Source organism: Citrobacter sp. Ca225, from assembly GCF_030337175.1.
Classification (GTDB): domain Bacteria; phylum Pseudomonadota; class Gammaproteobacteria; order Enterobacterales; family Enterobacteriaceae; genus Citrobacter_A; species Citrobacter_A amalonaticus.
Genome location: NZ_JAOWCD010000045.1, coordinates 14,425 through 35,039, shown reverse-complemented (window position 1 = coordinate 35,039; position 20,615 = coordinate 14,425). Strand labels below are relative to the sequence as shown.

The following is a 20,615-nucleotide window of genomic DNA, read 5'->3' as shown; positions in this document are numbered from 1 at the left end:
GGAAGGTGCGAATAAGTCCGAGATGTGAGATCATCGTGTTGTAACCTGAACCCAGAATGAGTAACCGGATGAGCCAGCAACTGACTTTTGCCGACAGTGAGTTTTCCAGTAAACGCCGCCAGACCCGCAAAGAAGTTTTCCTTGGCAGAATGGATGACTTGCTTCCCTGGGACAAATTACTTGGCGTTATCGAGCCTGTGTATCCCAAGGCCGGTAATGGTCGCAGGCCCTATCCGCTGGAAACCATGCTGCGTATTCACTGCATGCAGCAATGGTACAACCTGAGCGATGAGGCCATGGAAGATGCCCTCTATGAAATCGCCTCCATGCGCCAATTTGCTCGCCTGTCACTGGATAAAGCCATTCCAGACCGCACTACCATCATGAATTTCCGGCATTTGCTGGAGCAGCATGAACTGGCCCGCAAAATCTTCAGTACCGTTAATCACTGGCTAGCAGAGTGTGGCGTTCTAATGACCCAGGGCACCTTGGTGGATGCCACCATCATTCAAGCCCCCAGCTCTACCAAAAACAAACACAACAGCCGTGATGAAGACATGCACCAGACCAAGAAAGGTAACCAGTGGTACTTCGGCATGAAAGCGCACATTGGCGTGGACGCCAAAAGTGGCCTGACCCACAGTCTGGTGACCACGGCGGCTAACGAGCACGACCTCAATCAGGTTGGCAAGTTACTGCATGGCGATGAAGAATTTATCTCAGCCGATGCTGGTTATCAGGGGGCCGAAAAGCGCGATGAGCTCAGCGATGTCAGCGCAGACTGGCTTATCGCCAAGCGTCCCGGCAAAGTGAATGCATTGAAGCAACACCCGCGCAAGAACAAGCTGGCCATCCGTTACGAATACCTGAAAGCGAGTATCCGAGCGAAGGTTGAGCATCCATTTCGGATAGTAAAATGTCAGTTTGGTTTCGTCAAAGCCAGGTACAAGGGGCTGGCTAAAAATGACAGTCAACTGGCGATGTTATTCACCCTGGCGAACCTGGTTCGAGTTGACCAATTGATACGGGCACAGGCGAGATCTACCTGAAATGAGGAAATTAGCCTGAAACAGGGCCAAAATCAGCCACGAAGAGACGATTTTGGGCTGAAAATTGGAAAATTGAGCCACAGGACGTCGATAAAGGACGGTTTGGGGCGTCATATCGGGAGCTGCGGACCACTTAATCGCAACTTCCCTAACACCTTGCCTGAGCATGGACTTTCTAAAAAATTTAGGTGTCCTTGTCGCAAATTTTCCAGAACTAAAAGAAACTGATGGTTGTGTAAATTTTAAGGTCATATCTCAAGCTTCAGCTAACTATGATTTATCAAGCCAGGAATTGCAGTTGAGTATTCCTCAGGCTGCATTGTCTCAAAAGGTTCGCGGATTTGTAGACCCCTCATTATGGGATGAAGGTATTCCTGCCTTTTTATTGAATTACAGTATTTCTGGCGATGAGACGAAAAATGATGCCGGTGGCACAACGAACAGTCAGTATACACGCATTCTGCCTGGAATAAATATCGGCCCATGGCGTTTCAGAAATTACAGTTCTATAAATCATGATGATGTCAATGGGACTCAGGTTGATAGCGTTTATACCTATGTTCAGCGTGATATAAAGTTTCTTAGTAGCCAATTGACGATGGGTGATAGCAACACCCCATCCGATATATTTGATAGTGTCGCATTTCGCGGGACGCAATTGGCAACAGATGAAGATATGAAACCTGATTCCTTGCGTGGATATGCCCCCGTTGTGCGTGGCATCGCCAAAAGTAATGCTCAGGTTATGATCAAGCAAAATGGATACATTATTTATCAAAGTTATGTTCCTGCGGGATCATTTGAAATTAACGATCTCTATCCGACAGGACAGGGGGGCGATCTGACTGTGACAGTGAAAGAGCAGGACGGGAGCACACAGGAATTTGTTGTTCCTTATGCATCTTTGCCCCTGTTGCAACGTGAAAAAAGCTTGAAATACAGTGTTACCGCTGGACAATACCGTCCATCTAATTCTGATGTAGAAAAAACACCGTTCGTGCAAGGGACTGCAATTTATGGTTTGCCGTGGGGAATAACTATATACGGTGGTGTGCAGAATGCGAAATATTATAATTCTCTTGCAATCGGCCTTGGGCGTAATTTAGGAATCATTGGTGCTATTTCAGTAGATGTTATTGCTGCAAAATCAGAACTAAATGACTCACGTAGAGAATCCGGACGCTCATTCCGTGTGCGTTACAGTAAGGATTTTGTCGATACAGGCACCAACTTTGCCATTGCCGGTTACCGCTACTCGACGGAAGGTTTTTATAATTTGCAAGAAGTGCTTGAATCATATGGCAATGAAGATGCAATGCCGAATCGCCGCCGTGACCGAGCTGAAATCAGCTTAACACAATCCTTGGGAGAGAATCTCGGCAGTATAACAGGCAACGCGGTACAAGAAAAATACTGGAATAATGATGAAAAACTTAAATCATATTCATTCAGTTATAATAATTCATTCTCAGGCGTTACTTATTCTATAGTCTATAGTTTAAACAAAAATACTACAGCCAATAACGGCGACGGAACGACGTATAACGAAAACTCATTGATGCTCAATGTTAATATCCCGTTGTCAAGATTTTTGCCTGATACATGGGCAAGTTATAACTTAAATAACAGCGAGCATGGTGGCGCGACACAGACTATAGGTCTTAGCGGTTCTGCACTGGAAGAAAATAACCTTACCTGGAATATGCAACAAACAAAAGACCGGGAAAGTTATTCTGGAAGCTTCATGGCCGATTACAGAGGCGCGTTGGCGGAAACAAATCTGGGTTATAACTATAGCCCGGACTCACAGCAAATAAATTACGGTATATCGGGTGGTGTGGTAATCCACAGTGGCGGTGTGACTTTATCTCAACCGCTGGGTGAAACCATTGCTATTGTTGAAGCGAAAGGAGCTAAGGGTGCTGGTATTTATAATCAGGCCGGTTCTGGAATTGATCGGTTTGGTTATGCGGTAATGAATAGCCTTAGTCCATATCGTAAAAATGATATTTCTCTCGATCCAGGCACTTTTTCGGATAATGTTGAAGTTGAAGATAATGGTGTTACCGTCACGCCAACCAAAGGTGCTGTTGTCAAAGCCAGGTTTAATTCTCATTATGGCTATAAGGCATTAGTAACTTTGAAAAATGGCTCAGGGTATGTGCCATTTGGCGCAATGGTAAATTTAGTCGGGAGCGATAATTCCGATGAACAGAGTTTTATTGTTGGGGATCTTGGGCAGGTTTATATCAGTGGTTTGAAAAGCGAAAAAGGAAGTTTGTTAGTGAGATGGGGCAATGATGCAAACAATAACTGCAAGTCTCATTACAATCTGGTCGGTCAACCTTCCGCCGGAAATATGTACAAGACAACTGCAACGTGTGAGTAATAACTACATGAATAATTTCAAATATTATCGACTACTACTTATCGTTTTCTCGTTCTTATTGCTGATAATGACCAGAGAGGCTTTGGCCATTAAATGTGTCGATGCGGAAACACAGAGTCAGACTGCAACCCAGGCGGTAGGGTCTGTGGCGATACCTAAAACTGACCCTGATGGTAGTATGGCATGGCGTTCACCACTCTTTCATTTACAAATTCAATGCTGGTCAGATAACGGCGATAAAAATGAAGATGTCTATTTATACACTAACCCACTAAAATCGGCTGTCGGCACAGGTATACAGCTGGGGGTCGTGGTAAATGGCCAGGATTTTGACGATATAAGCCAGGGAAGCAAGTGGCATATACCGGGCTGGATGGTGAGCTGCCCGGGCGGTGGCACGTCATCTGAATGTAAAGCCAACCACAGTAGCTTTTATACAATCGATTATTATGTCAAGGTCAGGAAAAAGGGATCTGCATCAGGAACCTATCAGGGGAGTGATACATTCGCTGTTTTTCAGCTTGATGGCGTCGGTGGCTTGAACGTCAATGGTAACTATCGTTTTCAAATCACAGGATTGAAAAAAATTCGCTTTATAGGCTGCAGTGCAAATATAAATGTCACGCCAACAATTATCGATTTCGGTAATATCCTTTTGCCCGATACGACCTCGCCGGATCAATTTAAAGATAAAAAAGATTTTTCAATCACCGTTTCGCGTAGTTGTAACGACCCATTCAATCTGACGGCCCTTTATACCACCACTGCGGAAACTGATGGTGACAAAGTGAGATTTAATGGGATGTATCTGAAAATTTTTGATAAAACTCGCAACGGTTATGTCAATTTCTCTGATATGTTTCAATTGGTTGACTTTGCAAATCTGACTAATGTGCTCAGTGTTACGTTACCCTTTTCAGTAGAGCTTTATTTTGATGGCAGTGTACTTACGCCAGGGGAATATAGCCCAACTGTGACGGTATCAGTTTTTTATAACTAGCGGGAGCTATATGTTTATTTATAAATATTTGGTTGCTTTGCTGCTGCTGTGTTCTGCATACGTATATGCAGTAGGCTCATTCAACCTTAATTTCCATGTCAGGTTATATCAGAACGGTTGCACTGTTATTGGTGATAAAGATATCTATGTTGACTTTAGCGAAGTCGATGTGAAGCAGGTAAACTCAACACCTGCCCAGGAATTTAGTATCGATCTGAATTGTAATGTAGGGATGCCGAGTGTTTCCCTACAATTCGCTGGCGAAGCCGCAGGCACGAATAACCAATATATAAAAAACAATGGGACAGCTGCAAATGTCGCGGTAGAAATAAGAAGCAAAACTGATGATACTTTGATCAGTAACGGGCGTGTTTTAAGCCAGGTCGTTGATCCCGATACAGGCAGAGCATCGTTTCCGATGAAAGCAAAGATTGTACCTTTAGACGGGACGCTCAAATCAGGCACTCTGTCAGCGGTCGTTGAGTTTACCATTTTATATCCTTGATTAAAATATGCAAACCCGAATGCCTCTTGTCATATCAGCCAAGCGATAACGATGGAATCTTTTTTTTTATTACACTAAACTTGATATGAAAACATGGGAACCATGTTTATGACGCTATGTTTTTGACTGGAGTAAACATGAATACTTCGCCCGCTAATAATAACTATTCAAACCCACTTTTTGAGTTGATGATACGTCATGGTGAAAAGCGGTTGTATAATCGGGCACAGTTTGTTGTTGATGCAACGAATGATAAGAATATCTATTACGTCACCGAAGGAACCATCAATGTGTTTCGAAAAGGAGATAACATTGTTGTCGGAGTGATAAATGCCCCTTTCATGTTTGGTTTTGCTCTGATGTTTAACCCCATTGATATCGTTATTAAAGGGAGTGGGAAAACAGTAGCCTATGTGCTACCTAATGACAAAGTTCGAGCACTAATTAGTGAGCTTAATTTGTGGGAGTCTGTTGCTGAACTGCTTTCAAGACGTATTGGCTATTACTCTTATAGGGACAAATCCATACTAGGAAAAGATGCTTATGAACTCATCAGCAAACAACTACAGGAATTAATCAAGTACACGTTAGAACAGCGGGTTGGAATTGTAACGTCGACATTTATCATCGACCGCACTGGGCTGTCTCGCAGTCGAGTAATGTATATCCTCAAGCAGTTGAAAGCCGGTGGATATATAAAAATAATAAAGGGAGTGTTACTCGAAGTTAACTCTCTACCGAAGAAATTCTAGATATTTTTCGTATTAAACGGGATGCTCATGTGCAATGACTATTTCGATAACCTATTCAAATATCTGACCATTACAAATAAACCTTCTAATAAACGCACTGCGCACGATGTCACACTTTTGAAAAACGATAAACTTTTCACTGAATTTCTGGGTCATAACTTCAATGGGGTGTAATGGACTCTCCCAGTATACGTCATAAACTTGTATCCCGCAGATCCTTATAGTTTCTTCTACATGAATCACCTACAATCCGGCATTACCCACCAACGTTGGCCCGATTCCCAGAGAACGCAGAGATTGATCTCCCCTAACCCTTGCCAATACCACAACAGGGATCGTATCGATCGCATTACGGCGAAAGCGGCCAGATGGATGTTCGTCATCACCACGCTTGAGGCCAGCGAGTGGTAAACCATTACCTTCGAATCGCCGACGCAACAAATCAAAGTACGGGAGACACCGGTAACCTGATTTTTTCATTCACAGCAATTTCAACCGGTTATCTATAAAATCCACACCGCAGCAGAACGGAGTACAAATATTACCGACGTGAGGCGGATCAGGTGCCTGATCCAGGCGAGTGCGAAATGCCTGATCGGTCTGCGGATCAGCCGTAATGATACGCTTCTCGATCAGCGCTTCTCCGACAGCAGTGCGGATTGCTTCCGGGATAAAATCAGTCTGGTTTTTGCCGCACACCTGCTCAGCGAGTTTTAATGCGCAGATTAAGGATTTCGTGTATCCCCGACAGACCGTCCGCGCCCGACAGGGTGTTGTCCTCCTCTGTAGCGATGGGCATAAAGTATTAAGCACGCGTAATGCTGATCTCATTAAGATAGAGATGCGATGATACCGTTTAATTTCGTGCCAGCTACCGAACGGTCTCACCTAAGCAACCAATCTCATGGTTAATACAGAGGTGATTGTCACCTTCTGTTTTATTTCAGGCCAGAACAAAAAAAACAAAAGAGAATATATCTACAACGGTATGCGCGGTTCCTCGTGAAAAAACATGCTAACCATGATCGCTAGTGTGTACAAACTCATCAGGACACAGGCCGGATACCAGTAGAGTCAGATGCAATAATCTCTGGCAGGATATAAAGATCATTAATGAGAAATAGTTGCCCATTGAAACCAGATTTCAAGGGCAACTGATAAGCAAACCATTCAAAAATGTAATGCGGCTTAAAAAGTGCTTAGTGCTACGCTTGTACTTACTGGTAAATACGGATCAAGCGCCCACTCTGCACAAGTATAAACAAAATGGACAAAAGGCAATAGTGACAGCATGCGAACATTAATATTTTATTGGGATTTTTCCTAATGGTTCGCGAGATTATAACCAGTATTTTTCATATTATCAGGGCTATCTAATTGACTTTTCACTCATTGTTGCAAATGAAAATACCCCTTGTTAGAATGCCAATCAATATCTGTAGAGTCCTTTGACAAAAACCACTGATGGTGCTTTTGCATTTTATTTCTTATAACCTGGCCATATTTCTCCAGCGGAAGAAGTAAGTGTCTGACTTTATAAATTGAAATGCCACACAGATCGGCAAGTTCTCTGGTCGACAGGCCCTGAGTACTGTGATCTTTTAATAGATTGAGAATAAAAAATTGTTCCGGCCCCCTGATCATCGGCAGGTCACTTATTCCCATTTCCGCCGCTAACATCTGCAGATTGTCATGAGGTACGTTGTAGCCTGGATGTGCTGTACCCGGGTTATATGAACGCAGCGAGAGTTTCATTGCAGACTCCTGGATTTTGAAGGTGTTAGCAGTATGCGTTCACCTGATTCAACCAGCAACATTAGCTTGAAATGAACGCAAATACAGGATTTTTATCTAATATTCATGTCGTTTTATTGAGAGAAGACTGTATGTTAGAGGAAAGCAGGGTCTAGGGTGGAGATGAACATGAGGTTCGACATTGAGGGATTTATCACTTTTGACACAGAGGATGCGTCTCTCGTTAACCTGTTGACTGGGGATTGCGTTGAATTATCCCAAACCTCTACACGCTTGTTGGCTGAATTGCTCAATCATCAAGGCGATATCCTTTCGAGAAATGAAATCTTTCAGTCTGTTTTTGATAAATATGGCGCCAGAGCGTCAAATAGTAATCTAAATCAATATATCTCCACATTGCGCAGAAACCTGAGCGATCTGGGTATCGCAAAAGAAATCATTGTCACGGTTCCTCGTATTGGTTTCAAAATAGCGGAAGATGCCATTATCAATAACGATCGTGAGTATCGCACGCCATTCCTTGAAGAAAAGGAGCCGGAGGCTCCGCCAGTTGAACCACAGAAACGCTGTCTTAAGCGATTTACCCGCATTATCGCTCTGGCAATTGCCTTCCTTCTGCTCATAATAAATCCAGGTTCATTCAGAGCCGACACCGATATACAAAAACTGGTTGAGGGTCAGTGCGTCATTTTTATGCCCTCCTCACTCTCATTACGAGAGGTGACAAAGAGCTTTGATTTTGTCCCACAACCATTCGATTGCTCAGAGCAAAAGGAGTTGTACGTTTACAAGCAACAGGTACAAGGAGACCTGGGTGATATTGTGCAATTGTTACTCATTAAATGTGATAAAGACAGCTGCATGAGTTTTTATTACAGAGAAAAAAATAATGCCTAAACAAGCCATTTTTCTTTTGATCGGTGTCGGCCTGTTATTGATCGGCGCGGTTTACTGTTTTACTCGGCCCCCGGTTTTCTCATGCGAGTCACAGTTTTCTGTTATCCAGAGTATCAACAGCGACAACATTCGCGCCGAAGGGCTAATTTTTGTCCACATGACGGATGATCAACTTCTTATCAATATTGACGGGCTGCTCACACATAATGAAAAAAAGTATTTAATCTCGCGCACGCTCAAAATGAAATATGAAACATACAATGCCAATGCGCATCTGTATAAGATAATGAGTGTCAAAACCATACATGATAATACTGATAATGTTGATGATGAGATTGCTAATAGTTTGTTGTTTGGCAAAGGCCCTGACGACAAAATAATTTTCCTAAAAAAAGTCAATAATAATGTCATACTATTTGGTAACCACGTATTCCCGCAATATGGTTGCAAACGAGATTAATTAGCGTGGTTTTCTTTAACGAAGCACAGCGAAAGTTAAATGTCTCATTATATGAATATAAAATTAATAGAATCACTGGCTTGCATCTCAAAAATAATAGACATGATTAACCCCAGGCTTAACCTGCATCATGTCAGAACGGCATTCATCGCCTGGCACCTGGCCAGGGAATCGCGGTTCACACCTGCACAGTGCAGGAAAACGCTGCTGGCGGCCCTGCTTCATGATATTGGAGGGCTGAACGAGGAATCGCGCCTTCAACCCCTCAGCTATTACGATAATGAACTCAATAACCATGCGGCCGTTGGTGCTGAATTACTGGCGAGCGTTCCTTTACTGAATCCGTTAAGTTCGATTGTTCGCTATCACCACACCCACTGGGACAATGGAAAAGGCGACTACGTTAACGGTGAAAAAGTGCCCAGAGAGAGCCATGTCGTTTATCTGGCGGATCGTCTGGATGTTTTAATCGCCCTTTACCGTGCTAGCGATATATTATCGGCAAAAGAGGAAATTATTAATATCATTGTTGGCGGCGAACATATTTTATATAACCCCGAATTTATCAATGCTTTCAGAAAAGTAGCAAATTGCGAACACTTCTGGTTAAAAATTAAATCCACAGAGTTCGACGATTATATCCAGGACATCCCCCGCATCCATAACGACTCCATCTCTTTGCATAACTTTCGCGATATCGCCAACATGCTGGCGTTTATTATTGATGGGTTCAGCCAGAACGGCGTCCAGCACTCCCTGGTTGTCGGCCGTATCTCCGGTTACCTGGCTCGAGAAATGGGAATTCCCCCAGTCCAGTGCCTGAAAATCGAAATAGGTGGCTTGTTGCATAACCTGACGTCTCTGGCGCTGTGCGCCGCTCCGGCACATACCGGGGAAGATAATGCTATCTGGGGTGAACTCTATCCGATTGAAGCCATTCGGGATATTGCCCGCTGGTGTCAAATTCAAAAGACAGGGGTTGCACAAGCCACCCATCCTCTTGAAGTGAGGATTCTGAAGGCCAGCATCTGGCTGGCGTCGTTGCTGCAGGGCGTCACGCTGTCATCGGAATTTAAAGTACGCGTCGGGGAAACTGCAGAAATCGCCCCTGAACTGGCGGACATTGTGCGGCAAAATAGCGAGGTTTTACTGCAAATTTTTCAGGAGTCGGTCAAAGAGCGACGCGCCCTGGTCCAGAGAATTAACCAGCTAGGCCTGACCTGAACCGCGAGATGCCATTCTCGCGGTTCTTGCTTATCAGGCGGACAAACCACCGTCCAGCACCAGCGTCTGACCGGTAAGATAGCTACTCCCTTCCCCGGTCAGAAACGCAACCGCGCGGGCGACGTCCTGCGTGCGTCCGAGGCGACGCAGAGGAATATTCTGCCGCATGGTTTTCAATCGGGCTTCCGGAATGGCCTGAACCATCTCACCGTCAATCAACCCCGGAGCCAGACAATTCACCCTAATGCCAAAACGCCCCACTTCTCGCGCCAGCGAATGCGTCAGGCCAATCATCGCCGCCTTGCTGGCGGCATAGGCCGTCTGTCCGCTGTTGCCTTTTATGGCCGTCACGGATGACATAAACACAATCGAGCCACTGCCCTGGGTCATCATGGCGGGCAGCAGAATGCGATTCCAGTTCACCACCGCGACCAGATTGTTTCCCAGCACCTCCTGCCAGTCTCGCGCGTTCTGGTGGATGTGCAGCGCGTCATTGGTCATACCGGCGTTATGGATGATAGCGGCAGGCGCGCCATGCGCCTCGAGCAGAGACATGGCTAACTGCTCGACGCTGGCTTCATCGCTGCCGTCGCAGCGAATGCCCTTCACCCAGGTCGACGTACTCTGGCTTTGCGCGATGTCCAGCGTGCGGGCGATCCCGGCCTCGTTGCGACCGGTAAAGACAATGTTCCATTCAGGCAACAGGTGACTCACCAGCGCCTGGCCGATTCCCCGACTGCCGCCGGTGATGAGCATCCATTTCTTTGCCATATCAACCTGCCATTTCCTGCGCAATACGCTGGCTGAGTTCGCGAAGCGTCATGGTTGGATTTTTCATAAACATTTCAGGGTTGAGCGTGACGTTAAATTCACGCTTCGCCAGTACCATCAGTTCAACGTAGTCGAGGCTGTCCAGCTCCAGTTCAGGCAGCGTCGTCTCTGGTGTCAGCGCCTCCGGCGCCAGGTCTTTGGCGTCACAGATCATTTCACTGATTTTGTCGTAGATCATTTCATGCTGGCTCATTTGATTTTCCTTTTGTCAGCGCGCCGACTTTAAGCGTTACGGCATTGCTAATGTAGTGATGTTGATAACAGGTTCGCGCGGCGATTCGCACCACCACCGCGCCATTCGCAAGGTCGCCAACCACCAGGGCCGGCAAGGTGTCGATCTCTAGATGTTCCGGTAGCGACTCTGCTCGCCAGGGGGCCAGCAGATGACTGTCAAAAATGACTTCCTGATGGGTCTGTACAACAGGAAAGTGAGAAAACAGCGCATCCAGCGTCCGACACGTCGGCAGTATGTCGGCAATCGCCTGCTGGCGTAACAGCGCGGTATCCTGGAGAAGATGACGAAACAACAGGGCGTCGAGAAAATGCCATTGCTGAGCGTCGGGCAACAGCGGCAGAAACGTCCGGTGCAGCGCGGCCAGCGCCGACGAATCCAGAACCCGTTGGCTTTCGCCATCGACGAGTGGCAGGTGGTTCTCCGGCGTGATCTGGCAAGAAAGGCAGGTCTCTTCGGCAGAAAACTCCCGCACCGACGCCGCAACCCGCTTAGTCGCATCGCGCGTCAGTCGATAGGCGGTATCCCGCCACAGCGGTCGACGCAGACGCACGGTACATTTCAGAAACGGGGCGTCGTCGACCGGCGGACTGATAAACCGCTTTACGTCCAGCAAGGCGCGCATGCCATGTACGCTGAGTCCGCTTCCGCCCCGCGCTTTCACCCACGCCTCGTCAAAGTGTACCGGGTTGTAATCGCCCGAAAACGCGGCCCAGCGCCGGGCATCCTGTTGACCATAATGAAGCGGCATCATACGTGCTTCTCCAGAATCAACGCCGCATTCGCGCCACCAAAGCCGAAGCTCAGGTTTAGCGTGCGACGGACATTGCCCGCACGATGGCCCTCAACCACATAATCCAGATCGCAGCATTCATCCGCTTGCTGGAAATTGGCCGTCGCGGGAATGATGCCGTTGGCGATAGCTTGCAGACAGACAATGCTCTCGAAGGTGCCCGCCGCGGAAATTAAGTGCCCGGAGTACGATTTCGTACTGGAAACCGGAATGGACCACACCGCGTCCCCCAGCGCCATTTTTAGCGACTGCGTTTCATTGATATCGTTCAGCGGCGTCGAGGTACCGTGCGCGTTGATGTAGTCGAGTTGCTCCGGTTCCAGCTCCGCCTGTTGCAGCGCATGGGTGATGGTTTGCACGCGGGCAAGACAGTCTTCCGCCGGCGAGGTGAAATCCCAGGCGTCGGAGAAGTTGGCGTAGCCGGTAATCTCGCCGAGGATCGTCGCGCCGCGTGCCAGTGCCCCTTCGCGCTCTTCCAGACACAGCACCGCCGCCCCTTCCGATAACACAAAGCCGCTACGATGGGCGCTGAACGGACAGCTGGCGCGCTGCGGATCCGACGCCTCCTTACTCAGTGCGCCCAGCACGTCAATGTTCCACACCGCGCAGTGGCTGGTGAGAGATTCTCCGGCGCCGGCCAGCATCATCTTTGCCCTGCCGCTGCGGATCACCTCGTAAGCGTCGCCAATAGCGATCGTCCCCGTCGCGCAGGCGGCAACCACCGTATTCTGGTAACCATTGAGTCCCCAGAACTGGCTGCATGCTGCGGTGGTGACGCTGGGCATCGAGTAAAAACAGTTAAACGGTGAAGCGACGCCCGCGGCCGCAAACTCACTTTGTGCGTCGTAGCTTTCGTCCAGTCCTCCCCAGCCGGTTCCCATGATCACGCCGCAGTCGAGCGTGCAGTAGTATTCCTGCGGCGGCCTGACGCCAAAGGCCATCGTCATAGCCTGACGTGCCGCGCCAACGGTCAGCCGGGCAAAGCGTGGCAGCCGACGACGAATCACTGCAGGAACACCTGCCAGGCTCGGCTCGTTATCCACCAGCCCGAGAAAATGGGTGTTGATATTCTGCGCCGTTTTATCGACGTAGCGATAGCCCAGACGGTTATCCATCATCGCCTGCCAGCTCTCATCAGCCGTCGCGCCAAGTGGGGTCACGGCGCCATACCCGGTAACGACGACCCGCTTAAATTCATTATTCGGCTTCATGTTGCATCATCCTGTATTGCGTTTCGCCACCCCCTTGCGCCAGCCAGAGCTGCAACGTGGCGTAGAGGTAGTCGTATTGGGTTTGTGCGAGGGCGTTCTCTAACGTCAACAGATCGTCCTGCGCGTTCAACAACGTCTGAAAATCCACGGCGCCCGCGCGATAGCGGCTTTCCGTCAGGGTTAAACGCCGCTGACTGAAGATCAGCGACTGGTGAAGTCGTGCGCGCTGTTCATCAGCACTCAGGCGGTTTTCCATCGCCTCATCCACTTCGGCGAGCGCGGCGTAGGCCGTCGAGCGAAAGGCGATTGCCGCCTGTTTAACCGCAAGATCCGCTTGCTTCACGGTGAGTTGTTGGGTGTTCCACTGGATAAACGGCAGCGCCAGCGTGCCGCCAATCGTGCGGATCGGATCGCGGAACCATTGGCTGAAGATCTGACTGCCGGCATTCAGTGAGGCATCAAGCGAAAGTGCGGGATAAAACTGCAGCCTTGAGGCGTCGTAACCCGCAAGGGCCGCGCGCAGACGCGACTCCGCGGCCTGAATGTCCGGCCGCTGCGCAATCACCCGTAGCGGTGTTTTTTGCGCAATCGGCACCTGCTGGTTTGCATCCAGCGCGGGTGATTCATCGGCATGCTGTTCTGCCGGTCTGTTGAGCAACAGCGCCAGCGCATTGCGCGTATTCTGACGTTGCTGAACCAGCGTTCGCCACTGATTCTCTCGTTCCAGCAGGGCCTGCTGCGCCTGCAACACATCGAGCTGGCCGACCTTCCCGGCGTTAAACCATGACGTCACCTGCTGCACGGTCTGTTGCGAAATCGCCAGACCGTCACGCTGATTGCGAATCTGCTGGTTATACAGTGCGATACGCCAGTACAACTGGGCGGTGGTGCCCATCGTGGTGAGTACCGTCGCGTGATAATCCTGCTCGCTCGCCACCGCTTCCCACTCGCTTTGCTCACGGGCCCGCGCCAGTTTTCCCCACAGATCCAGTTCCCAGCCGATGGTGATGCCGCTGCTGTAGTTTTCCTGCGCGGATGTTCCCCGGCGTGTGTTTTTGCTGTTACTGGCAGAACCGCTGACCGCCACATCGGGGGTCATATTGGTGTCAGTTAACCCTGCCGCCACACGCGCCTGTTGCACGGTGATGGCCGCCGCCGCGAGATCGTTATTGCTTTCCAGCACCTGTTCAATCACCCGCGACAGTCGGGGATCGCCAAAACGTTGCCAGCCGTATTCCGACACCGTGTCGGTAGCAGGCCCCCATTGGGTGGGCAAAGACAACAGCGGACGCTGGTAGTCGCTGCGGGTCAGTGAGCCACAACCCGCGAGCAATAAAAGTGCGAGCAACACAAGCAGTCTTTTCATTCGCGAGCCAGCGCCTCGGTTGGGTTGAGGCGAGCCGCCCTGCGCGCCGGAAAATAGCCAAACGTCAGGCCGATCAGGGCAGAAAACCCACAGGCCATCAGCACCGGAAACGCAGTGAACACCATTGAGAACGCATCGGTCGCAAGGGCGAAAAGATGCCCCGCCACCCACGAACCGAACACGCCCAACAGGCCGCCGAGGGCGCAGATCATCACGGCCTCAATCAGAAACTGGTTCATGATGTCCGAGGGACGCGCCCCCACCGACAAGCGGATGCCGATTTCATGCGTCCGCTCTGTCACCGACACCAGCATGATGTTCATCACTCCGACGCCGCCCACCAGCAGGGAGATCGCCGCAATGGCGGTAATCAACAACGACATCGAGTCAGAGGTCTTTTGCAACGCATTCGCCAGCTGATCGTCGGTCTGGATAAAGAAGTCCTTCCGGCCATGTTCCCGCAGCAGATGACGTTCCGCCCGCAGCGCCGCCTCATGCGGTTCCAGCCGCGGTTGAAAACGCAGAATCAACGATTCCAGCGGCTTTTCGCCGGTGAGTCGCTGCTGTAATGACGTATGCGGAACCCAGGCGGTCATAAACCCGCCCACCACTTTCGGGCCGGGTCGTGTCGCCACGCCGATCACCCGCCACGGCGCGCCGCCAATCTGGACTATCTCGTCAAGCGGATTTTCGCCACCGGGAAACAGCGTATCGCGCCCGGTCTCATCGAGAATCAACAGCGGTTCGCCTTCCGCGACGTCGCGTGCGGTAAAGCCATTTCCCTGCACAAAGCGCAGCCCTTGCAGGGCAAAAAAGTCCTGTGACACGCCGGAGAGCATCATGGAGGAGTCGAGCCCTTTGCGAACCGCGAGCGTTGTGCTGCTGACCACCGGCGAGACGCCCATGATCCACGGCAACGCCTGTAAACTGCGCACATCGTCCATCGACAATGCGCGCTCCATATCCGGGCGCTTGCTGCCCCACCCTGTGCCGGGATGGATCTCCAGCGTGGTACTTCCCAGTTTGCCAATCTCGCTCATGATCGCCTGCCGTGCGCCTTCGCCTACCGCCATCGACGACACCACCGACGCAATGCCGATGATGATCCCCAACATGGAGAGAAACGCGCGCATCCGGTGTCCGAGCAGCGAACGCCAGGCCATGCGGACCGCTTCATGAAGACGGCGGCCCAGCGAGGCGCGTCCGTTATCCTGCTCCGGCAGCGTAATCGGCCGACGAACGGCGGCGTGCTGAACGTCGCGAATAATTCGCCCGTCGCTGATCTCAATCATTCGCTGCGCCTGCCGGGCAACGTCGCGGTCGTGGGTGACGATGATGACCGTGTGCCCCGCCGCATGCAGCTGATGCAGCACGTCCATTAGCGCCTTGCCGCTGACGCTATCGAGTGCGCCGGTGGGCTCATCCGCGAGGATGATATGCGCACCGTTGATCAGCGCCCGACAGATGCTCACGCGCTGCTGTTGCCCCCCCGAAAGCTGGGCGGGGCGGTGCTGGAGTCGGTTTTCCAGGCCAAGCTGACGTGCAAGACGCTGGGTACGTGCATTGCGCTCTTGCGCTGACATCGCGGTGTACAGCGCGGGAATGGCGATGTTCTCTTCCGCCGTCAGATACGGCATCAGGTGATAGCGCTGAAATATAAACCCCAGATAACGACTGCGCAGATCGGCCAGGTGCAGGCTGTCGGCATCATGTACCGGCGTTCCGTTGATCAACACCTCGCCGGAAGAAGGTTTGTCCAGGCAACCGATGATGTTCATCAGCGTGGACTTCCCCGAACCCGAAGCGCCCACAATCGCCACCATCTCACCGCTGTGGAGGGTCAGTGAAATGTCACTCAGCACCGCAAGCGTCTCGCTTCCCGCGCGGAATGTCCGGCAAACCTGGCGTAAGACGATAATCGGTTCCATCCGCTATCCTCGCACCGTGTCCTGCGCCAGCACCACGCGATCGCCGACCTGCAATCCCTCCAGCACTTCGGCGTATTGCCGGTCGTTGATCCCAATGCGGATGGTGCGGGTGCGCGTTTTCCCGTTTTCAACGGTCGTGATGGTGTAACGCTCGGTATCCAGCGCCTGCCCGAGCGCCGCGACCGGCACGCGCAATACGTTTTTTGCTTCGGCAATCTGAATAAAGACCTGCGCCGTCATTGACGTTTTGAGCTCGCGCTCAGCGTTAGGCACTTCAAAGGTACCGGTGTAGTACACCGCCATCGCCTGTTGATTACCGCCCATGCCGCTCTCGCCGGACGCTTCCAGCGCTTCCTGCGGCGCAGGCTGCACGAAGCCCATCGTACTGACGTAGCGTTTATCCGGATTGGCGATGACGTAAAAGCGCAGCGGCTGACCGGGACGGATTTTTTGCACGTCGGCTTCGGAGATACGCGTTTGCACCTGCATGGTGTCGAGGTTCGCCAGCACCAGAATGGTCGGCGCCGTTTGCGAGGAGACGATGGTCTGCCCTTCCCGGGTGACGATACCCAGCACTTCGCCATCGATGGGCGCCACAATGCGGGTATAGCTGAGATTGGCCTGCGCCGTTTTCACCGCCATCTCCGCCTGCACAATCTGCGCATCGCTCACGTCAATTTGCTGCACCTGCGCATCGTATTGCGCCTTCGCCTGCTCGTATTCACTGCGCACGGCAGAGCCGTCACGCAGCATCATGCGCTGGCGGTTCAGTTCCTGGCGATAACGTAACAGCGTCGCCTGCGCCGACAGCTTTTGCGCTTTAGCGCTGGCCAGTTGCGCGCGCGTGTTGTTGAGATCCGACTCCTGCAACGTGGGGTCAATTTCCGCCAGCAGTTGTCCTTTTTGCACCTTCTCGCCCTGGCGCACATACAGCTTGCGCAATTGTCCGTTGACCTGCGCACCAACGTTAACCTGCACCGCCGGTTTCAGAACCCCCGTCACCAGCACCACCTTTTCGATATCGCCCGTGCCAATGGTCTCCAGCGGTAAACTCTCCTGCGGCGAGGTCGAAGCCAGCGACGCCCAGGTGACACCGATCGCAACGGCCAGCGCTACTGCACCGCCGATCAGCAGCCAACGCGATTTCGGCGTCATACGTTGACCTCCAGTGGGCTGAGCGTGCCGTCGTTCAGTTGATAAACCCGCTGGAACCGCGACAGAATCGCGTCGCTGTGGGTGACCACAATCAGTGACTTACCGGCTTTCTGGCAATGAGCGTGAATCGTCTCCATGACAATGGCCGCGGTGTCGTCGTCAAGATTGGCGGTCGGTTCGTCAAGCAACAACACCGGACGTGAGCTGTACAGCGCACGCGCCAGCAATAACCGCTGACGCTGGCCGAGCGACAGCGCCGCATGGCTTTCGCGGATCAGGGCGTCGATACCGCCCGGTAATCCGCGTACCACCTCACCCAGCGCGAGGGATTCCAGCAATGCCTCAATCCGCCCACGGTCGCGTTCGCGGTAGTGCGCGTCGAACAACGTAATGTTTTCGCGAACCGAGGCGTTAAACAGAATATCCTCCTGACTTTGCAGGCAGACAAACTGCGCCAGTTGTTGCGAAGGGAGTGCCGCATCTGCGGCATAACAGCCCCCCGCCTGCGGAGAAAACAGGCCGGCAATCAGACGGAGTAAAGTGCTCTTACCCGCACCAGATTCACCGACAATTGCAATCTGATCGCCCGCGCGTAGCGACAGCGAAACCGACGACAGCACCGGCCTGGCGGGATCGTAGCCATAGCACAACGACGCAAACGTCAGATCCGGCGCGGTATCGGTGGGAAGTTGCATCGCAAACGAAGCGGGCTTCGCCTCGTCTCGTGGCGCAAACAGCGCATGGGCGCGGGTGTCGATCACGTTCAATTGCGATTTCTGAATGATGGCGTAGAAGATCCGCGTGACGTAGGAGGTGAATATTTGCCGCAGGAAGCTATAGGCAAAAAAATCGCCCAGCGAGATCAGTTTGCTGTGCACCATCGGCAGAACCACCAGCATAAACACCACCATCTCCAGGCTTCCGGTGAGTTGATACAGCCCCTCTTTCACCTGCTGATAGACCTTCTGGCGTTGCAGACACGAAAACAGATCGCGACTGAAACCGGCGAATTGTCCCTGGCGCTGCCCTTCCAGTCCGGCAGTTTTGACGGTCAAAATGCCCTGAATGGTCTCCATGAAAAAATCATTCAGGGTGGCGCTTTTCAGCTGCAATTGCTGGGTGAACCAGCGGTCACGGATCACCGCCCAGACGCTGATGACCCCCATTACCGTAACGCCGACGGCGGAGATCGCCGCCAGCACGGGCGCAATCCAGAACATGATCGCCAGCGCGATCGTACAGATCACCCAGTCGGAGCGCAGGCCGTTATCCAGCTCAATCTTTTGCAACAGGCCAATCTGCCAGGCCGTGAAGCGGCTGAAGATCTCCCCCGGCGCCCGTTTTTCGAAAAAACGCAGTGGGTTGTGGAGCAGGCGGGAAAACCCCACACCGCTGTGAATCAGCACAAAGCGTTTGATAAAGCGTTCGCTAATCACCCGCACGCCCAGCGCCATCAGTGAGGAGGCGACAAACGCCAGGATAAACCAGCCGTAGGGAAAGTCGCTGCTCTCCACGCTGGAGAAGGCCTGGTTGATGGCGTTGCTCACCATCGTCGGCATCAGAAATAGCGTCAGCGAGACGAGGAAGGTCAGCAGCATCAGCCGATAGATCCCCGGTACCGCCGCAGTTTCCTGCATGCTCATCGCGCGCGGCGCGCTCTGCGCGGTTGTCGACAACGGCAAATCAGGGTCTGCGGCAACGGCCTGCTCAGGTTCGACAATCAGGGCATAGCCGCTGATCTCCTGCTTAAGCGCGGCAAACGGTAACCACTGCTCACCAATCGCCGGGTTCATCACGCACACGTGGTTGCCTTTGCGCCAGGCCAGCAGGACATAGTGACTTGCACCATAATGCAAAATGGCCGGCAGCGGCAGGTCGCTCAGCTCATCGTGCTCAAACAGGACCGGCGTCGTCGCAATACCCAGCCGCGCCAGAATGCTCATCAGCGTATCCAGTGAGGTTCCGTGGTCAGAGGCCGGAAACCACTCGCGCAATGTGGCCAGCGAAACAGGCTGCCCCTGCGTCTGTGCCAGCATTGCCACGCACGCCAGGCCGCACTCGTTGGTCTCTTCCTGAAAGATCAGATTCGGGATCGTGGTCGTCATTTTTATCATCAGTGATTAATAAAGAAGAGAGAATGGCTGTGCCAAAGGAGCCACTCCTGCGGATATTCGCGCAGCGTGGATTCAATAATGTCAGGCAGTTCGCGGGCGACATTCTGACTGCTCACCGGCGGACGAATATGAATGTGCAGACCGTTGTGGTAGCTGAGGTGATAAAACACCACCTGCGCCGCAATCACTCCGGAAAGGCGCACCACGCCATTGTGTAACTTCGCGCTGCGGCCGAATAAACGACACGGCAGTTTCGCCGCCAGCGCCCCTTCGGCCTGTAGGGTGTAGTCCGGCGAGATATCGGGAAAAATAATCATGTTCTGCCGTCCGGTAGCGACATCGGTGATGAGCTCCATCAGGCTGCCGGCCAGCGTTTTGTTCTGCTGATGGATGGAGCAATAGGAGAGGTCGATACCGCCCAGGGCACGGGTCTGCGCGTTGTAGAGTTCGGCGCTGGAAGAGACCACCACGCAGGCTTTACCCGGCGTGACGCAGGCACCGACCATCGCCGCCAGCACGTCCGACACCGTATGTAACGGCGCCAGAATGTAAGGAATGTTCTGCTGATGCAGCGGTGCGACTACGGCATCAAGTTCTGCCGCACAGGCACGGATCTGCTGGAGTAGCGCCGGGTTTTGTCCCCATGTTGCGGCCTCTTCCAGCAGGCGGCGACGCACCGCGATCCAGGCCGCGTTCACCCGGCCGGTTTGCCCGATCAGGCAGCGGGTGTTTTCGTTTGCCACCGCATTGCGTAAGCGATAAGAGCGCCCCAGCAACCGCAGCGCGCAGAGTCCTTTCGCCACGGTCAGTAATGCGGGCAGCGGTAGATAACGCACCATTTTTCGCAGCAGAATCAGTGTTCCCTGAGAAAAATTACGCTTCGCGTCATACAGCCAACCCGCACTGTTTTTAAAACTAAATACGCTCCAGATAATAAAAAATCTGACCACCGCG

The 20,615-nt window shown here is 51.8% G+C and carries 19 protein-coding genes; 8 read left to right on the top strand and 11 right to left on the bottom strand.

Annotation, left to right across the window (positions count from 1 at the left end; all coding sequences use genetic code 11):
• The first annotated feature begins 68 nt into the window (after positions 1-68).
• The 5 genes from OGW13_RS02030 to OGW13_RS02010 all read left to right on the top strand — a co-directional run bounded on the left by OGW13_RS02030 (position 69) and on the right by OGW13_RS02010 (position 5,695).
• Positions 69-1,049: an IS5-like element ISEc68 family transposase gene (locus OGW13_RS02030; RefSeq protein WP_000082736.1), complete on the top strand. Its 981-nt coding sequence runs from the start codon at positions 69-71 to the stop codon at positions 1,047-1,049.
• Positions 1,050-1,161: 112 nt separating this feature from the next.
• The gene (locus OGW13_RS02025; RefSeq protein ID WP_353622471.1) at positions 1,162-3,438 is read left to right on the top strand and encodes a fimbria/pilus outer membrane usher protein; all 2,277 of its coding nucleotides are present in this window, start codon (positions 1,162-1,164) and stop codon (positions 3,436-3,438) included.
• A 7-nt stretch (positions 3,439-3,445) separates the two neighbouring features.
• Positions 3,446-4,438: a fimbrial protein gene (locus OGW13_RS02020; RefSeq protein WP_287115535.1), complete on the top strand. Its 993-nt coding sequence runs from the start codon at positions 3,446-3,448 to the stop codon at positions 4,436-4,438.
• A 10-nt stretch (positions 4,439-4,448) separates the two neighbouring features.
• The gene (locus OGW13_RS02015) at positions 4,449-4,943 is read left to right on the top strand and encodes a fimbrial protein (RefSeq protein WP_044268433.1); all 495 of its coding nucleotides are present in this window, start codon (positions 4,449-4,451) and stop codon (positions 4,941-4,943) included.
• Positions 4,944-5,080: 137 nt separating this feature from the next.
• On the top strand, positions 5,081-5,695 hold the full coding sequence (locus tag OGW13_RS02010; RefSeq protein ID WP_044268435.1) for a helix-turn-helix domain-containing protein: 615 nt from the start codon (positions 5,081-5,083) through the stop codon (positions 5,693-5,695).
• 480 nt (positions 5,696-6,175) lie between these two features.
• On the opposite strand, the gene OGW13_RS02005 is transcribed toward OGW13_RS02010, so the two are convergent.
• The gene (locus tag OGW13_RS02005) at positions 6,176-6,526 is read right to left on the bottom strand and encodes a type II toxin -antitoxin system TacA 1-like antitoxin (protein WP_125339196.1); all 351 of its coding nucleotides are present in this window, start codon (positions 6,524-6,526) and stop codon (positions 6,176-6,178) included.
• 558 nt (positions 6,527-7,084) lie between these two features.
• Positions 7,085-7,450, bottom strand: a complete 366-nt coding sequence (locus tag OGW13_RS02000; RefSeq protein WP_044257268.1) for a FaeA/PapI family transcriptional regulator — start codon at positions 7,448-7,450, stop codon at positions 7,085-7,087.
• A 168-nt stretch (positions 7,451-7,618) separates the two neighbouring features.
• On the opposite strand from OGW13_RS02000, the gene OGW13_RS01995 reads away from it, so the two are divergent.
• The 3 genes from OGW13_RS01995 to OGW13_RS01985 are packed head-to-tail and all read left to right on the top strand — an operon-like array spanning position 7,619 to position 10,031.
• A complete protein-coding gene (locus OGW13_RS01995; RefSeq protein WP_044268438.1) occupies positions 7,619-8,347 on the top strand; it encodes a winged helix-turn-helix domain-containing protein in 729 nt (242 codons plus the stop codon).
• On the top strand, positions 8,340-8,807 hold the full coding sequence (locus tag OGW13_RS01990; RefSeq protein WP_044257272.1) for a FidL-like protein: 468 nt from the start codon (positions 8,340-8,342) through the stop codon (positions 8,805-8,807). Before OGW13_RS01995 ends, OGW13_RS01990 begins: the two co-directional genes overlap by 8 nt.
• A gap of 39 nt (positions 8,808-8,846) precedes the next feature.
• On the top strand, positions 8,847-10,031 hold the full coding sequence (locus OGW13_RS01985; protein WP_229745345.1) for an HD-GYP domain-containing protein: 1,185 nt from the start codon (positions 8,847-8,849) through the stop codon (positions 10,029-10,031).
• Positions 10,032-10,064: 33 nt separating this feature from the next.
• Here OGW13_RS01985 and OGW13_RS01980 read toward each other — a convergent pair whose 3' ends face one another.
• Genes OGW13_RS01980 through OGW13_RS01940 form a run of 9 tightly spaced genes read right to left on the bottom strand, consistent with a single transcriptional unit; the run spans position 10,065 to position 20,611 of the window.
• Complete coding sequence (locus tag OGW13_RS01980) at positions 10,065-10,802, bottom strand: SDR family NAD(P)-dependent oxidoreductase (RefSeq protein WP_044268441.1); 738 nt, start codon at positions 10,800-10,802, stop codon at positions 10,065-10,067.
• Between the two features lies 1 nt (position 10,803).
• The gene (locus OGW13_RS01975) at positions 10,804-11,055 is read right to left on the bottom strand and encodes an acyl carrier protein (protein ID WP_044268444.1); all 252 of its coding nucleotides are present in this window, start codon (positions 11,053-11,055) and stop codon (positions 10,804-10,806) included.
• The gene (locus tag OGW13_RS01970) at positions 11,042-11,848 is read right to left on the bottom strand and encodes a hotdog family protein (RefSeq protein ID WP_109739554.1); all 807 of its coding nucleotides are present in this window, start codon (positions 11,846-11,848) and stop codon (positions 11,042-11,044) included. Before OGW13_RS01970 ends, OGW13_RS01975 begins: the two co-directional genes overlap by 14 nt.
• On the bottom strand, positions 11,845-13,098 hold the full coding sequence (locus tag OGW13_RS01965) for a beta-ketoacyl-[acyl-carrier-protein] synthase family protein (protein WP_044257281.1): 1,254 nt from the start codon (positions 13,096-13,098) through the stop codon (positions 11,845-11,847). The genes OGW13_RS01970 and OGW13_RS01965 overlap by 4 nt, the downstream gene beginning before the upstream one ends.
• Positions 13,085-14,464: a TolC family protein gene (locus OGW13_RS01960; RefSeq protein ID WP_287115533.1), complete on the bottom strand. Its 1,380-nt coding sequence runs from the start codon at positions 14,462-14,464 to the stop codon at positions 13,085-13,087. The genes OGW13_RS01965 and OGW13_RS01960 overlap by 14 nt, the downstream gene beginning before the upstream one ends.
• Positions 14,461-16,392 (bottom strand): ATP-binding cassette domain-containing protein, encoded by a 1,932-nt coding sequence (locus OGW13_RS01955; RefSeq protein ID WP_054176697.1) that lies wholly within the window; start codon positions 16,390-16,392, stop codon positions 14,461-14,463. The genes OGW13_RS01960 and OGW13_RS01955 overlap by 4 nt, the downstream gene beginning before the upstream one ends.
• A 3-nt stretch (positions 16,393-16,395) precedes the next feature.
• The gene (locus OGW13_RS01950; RefSeq protein ID WP_125339199.1) at positions 16,396-17,547 is read right to left on the bottom strand and encodes an efflux RND transporter periplasmic adaptor subunit; all 1,152 of its coding nucleotides are present in this window, start codon (positions 17,545-17,547) and stop codon (positions 16,396-16,398) included.
• Entirely contained in the window at positions 17,544-19,652 is a 2,109-nt protein-coding gene (locus tag OGW13_RS01945) for a peptidase domain-containing ABC transporter (protein WP_287115531.1), read from the bottom strand. Before OGW13_RS01945 ends, OGW13_RS01950 begins: the two co-directional genes overlap by 4 nt.
• Before the next feature lie 8 nt (positions 19,653-19,660).
• Positions 19,661-20,611 carry an ABC transporter gene (locus OGW13_RS01940; RefSeq protein ID WP_109739559.1) on the bottom strand — a complete coding sequence of 317 codons (951 nt, stop codon included), beginning with the start codon at positions 20,609-20,611 and terminating at the stop codon, positions 19,661-19,663.
• Between the last annotated feature and the right edge of the window lie 4 nt (positions 20,612-20,615).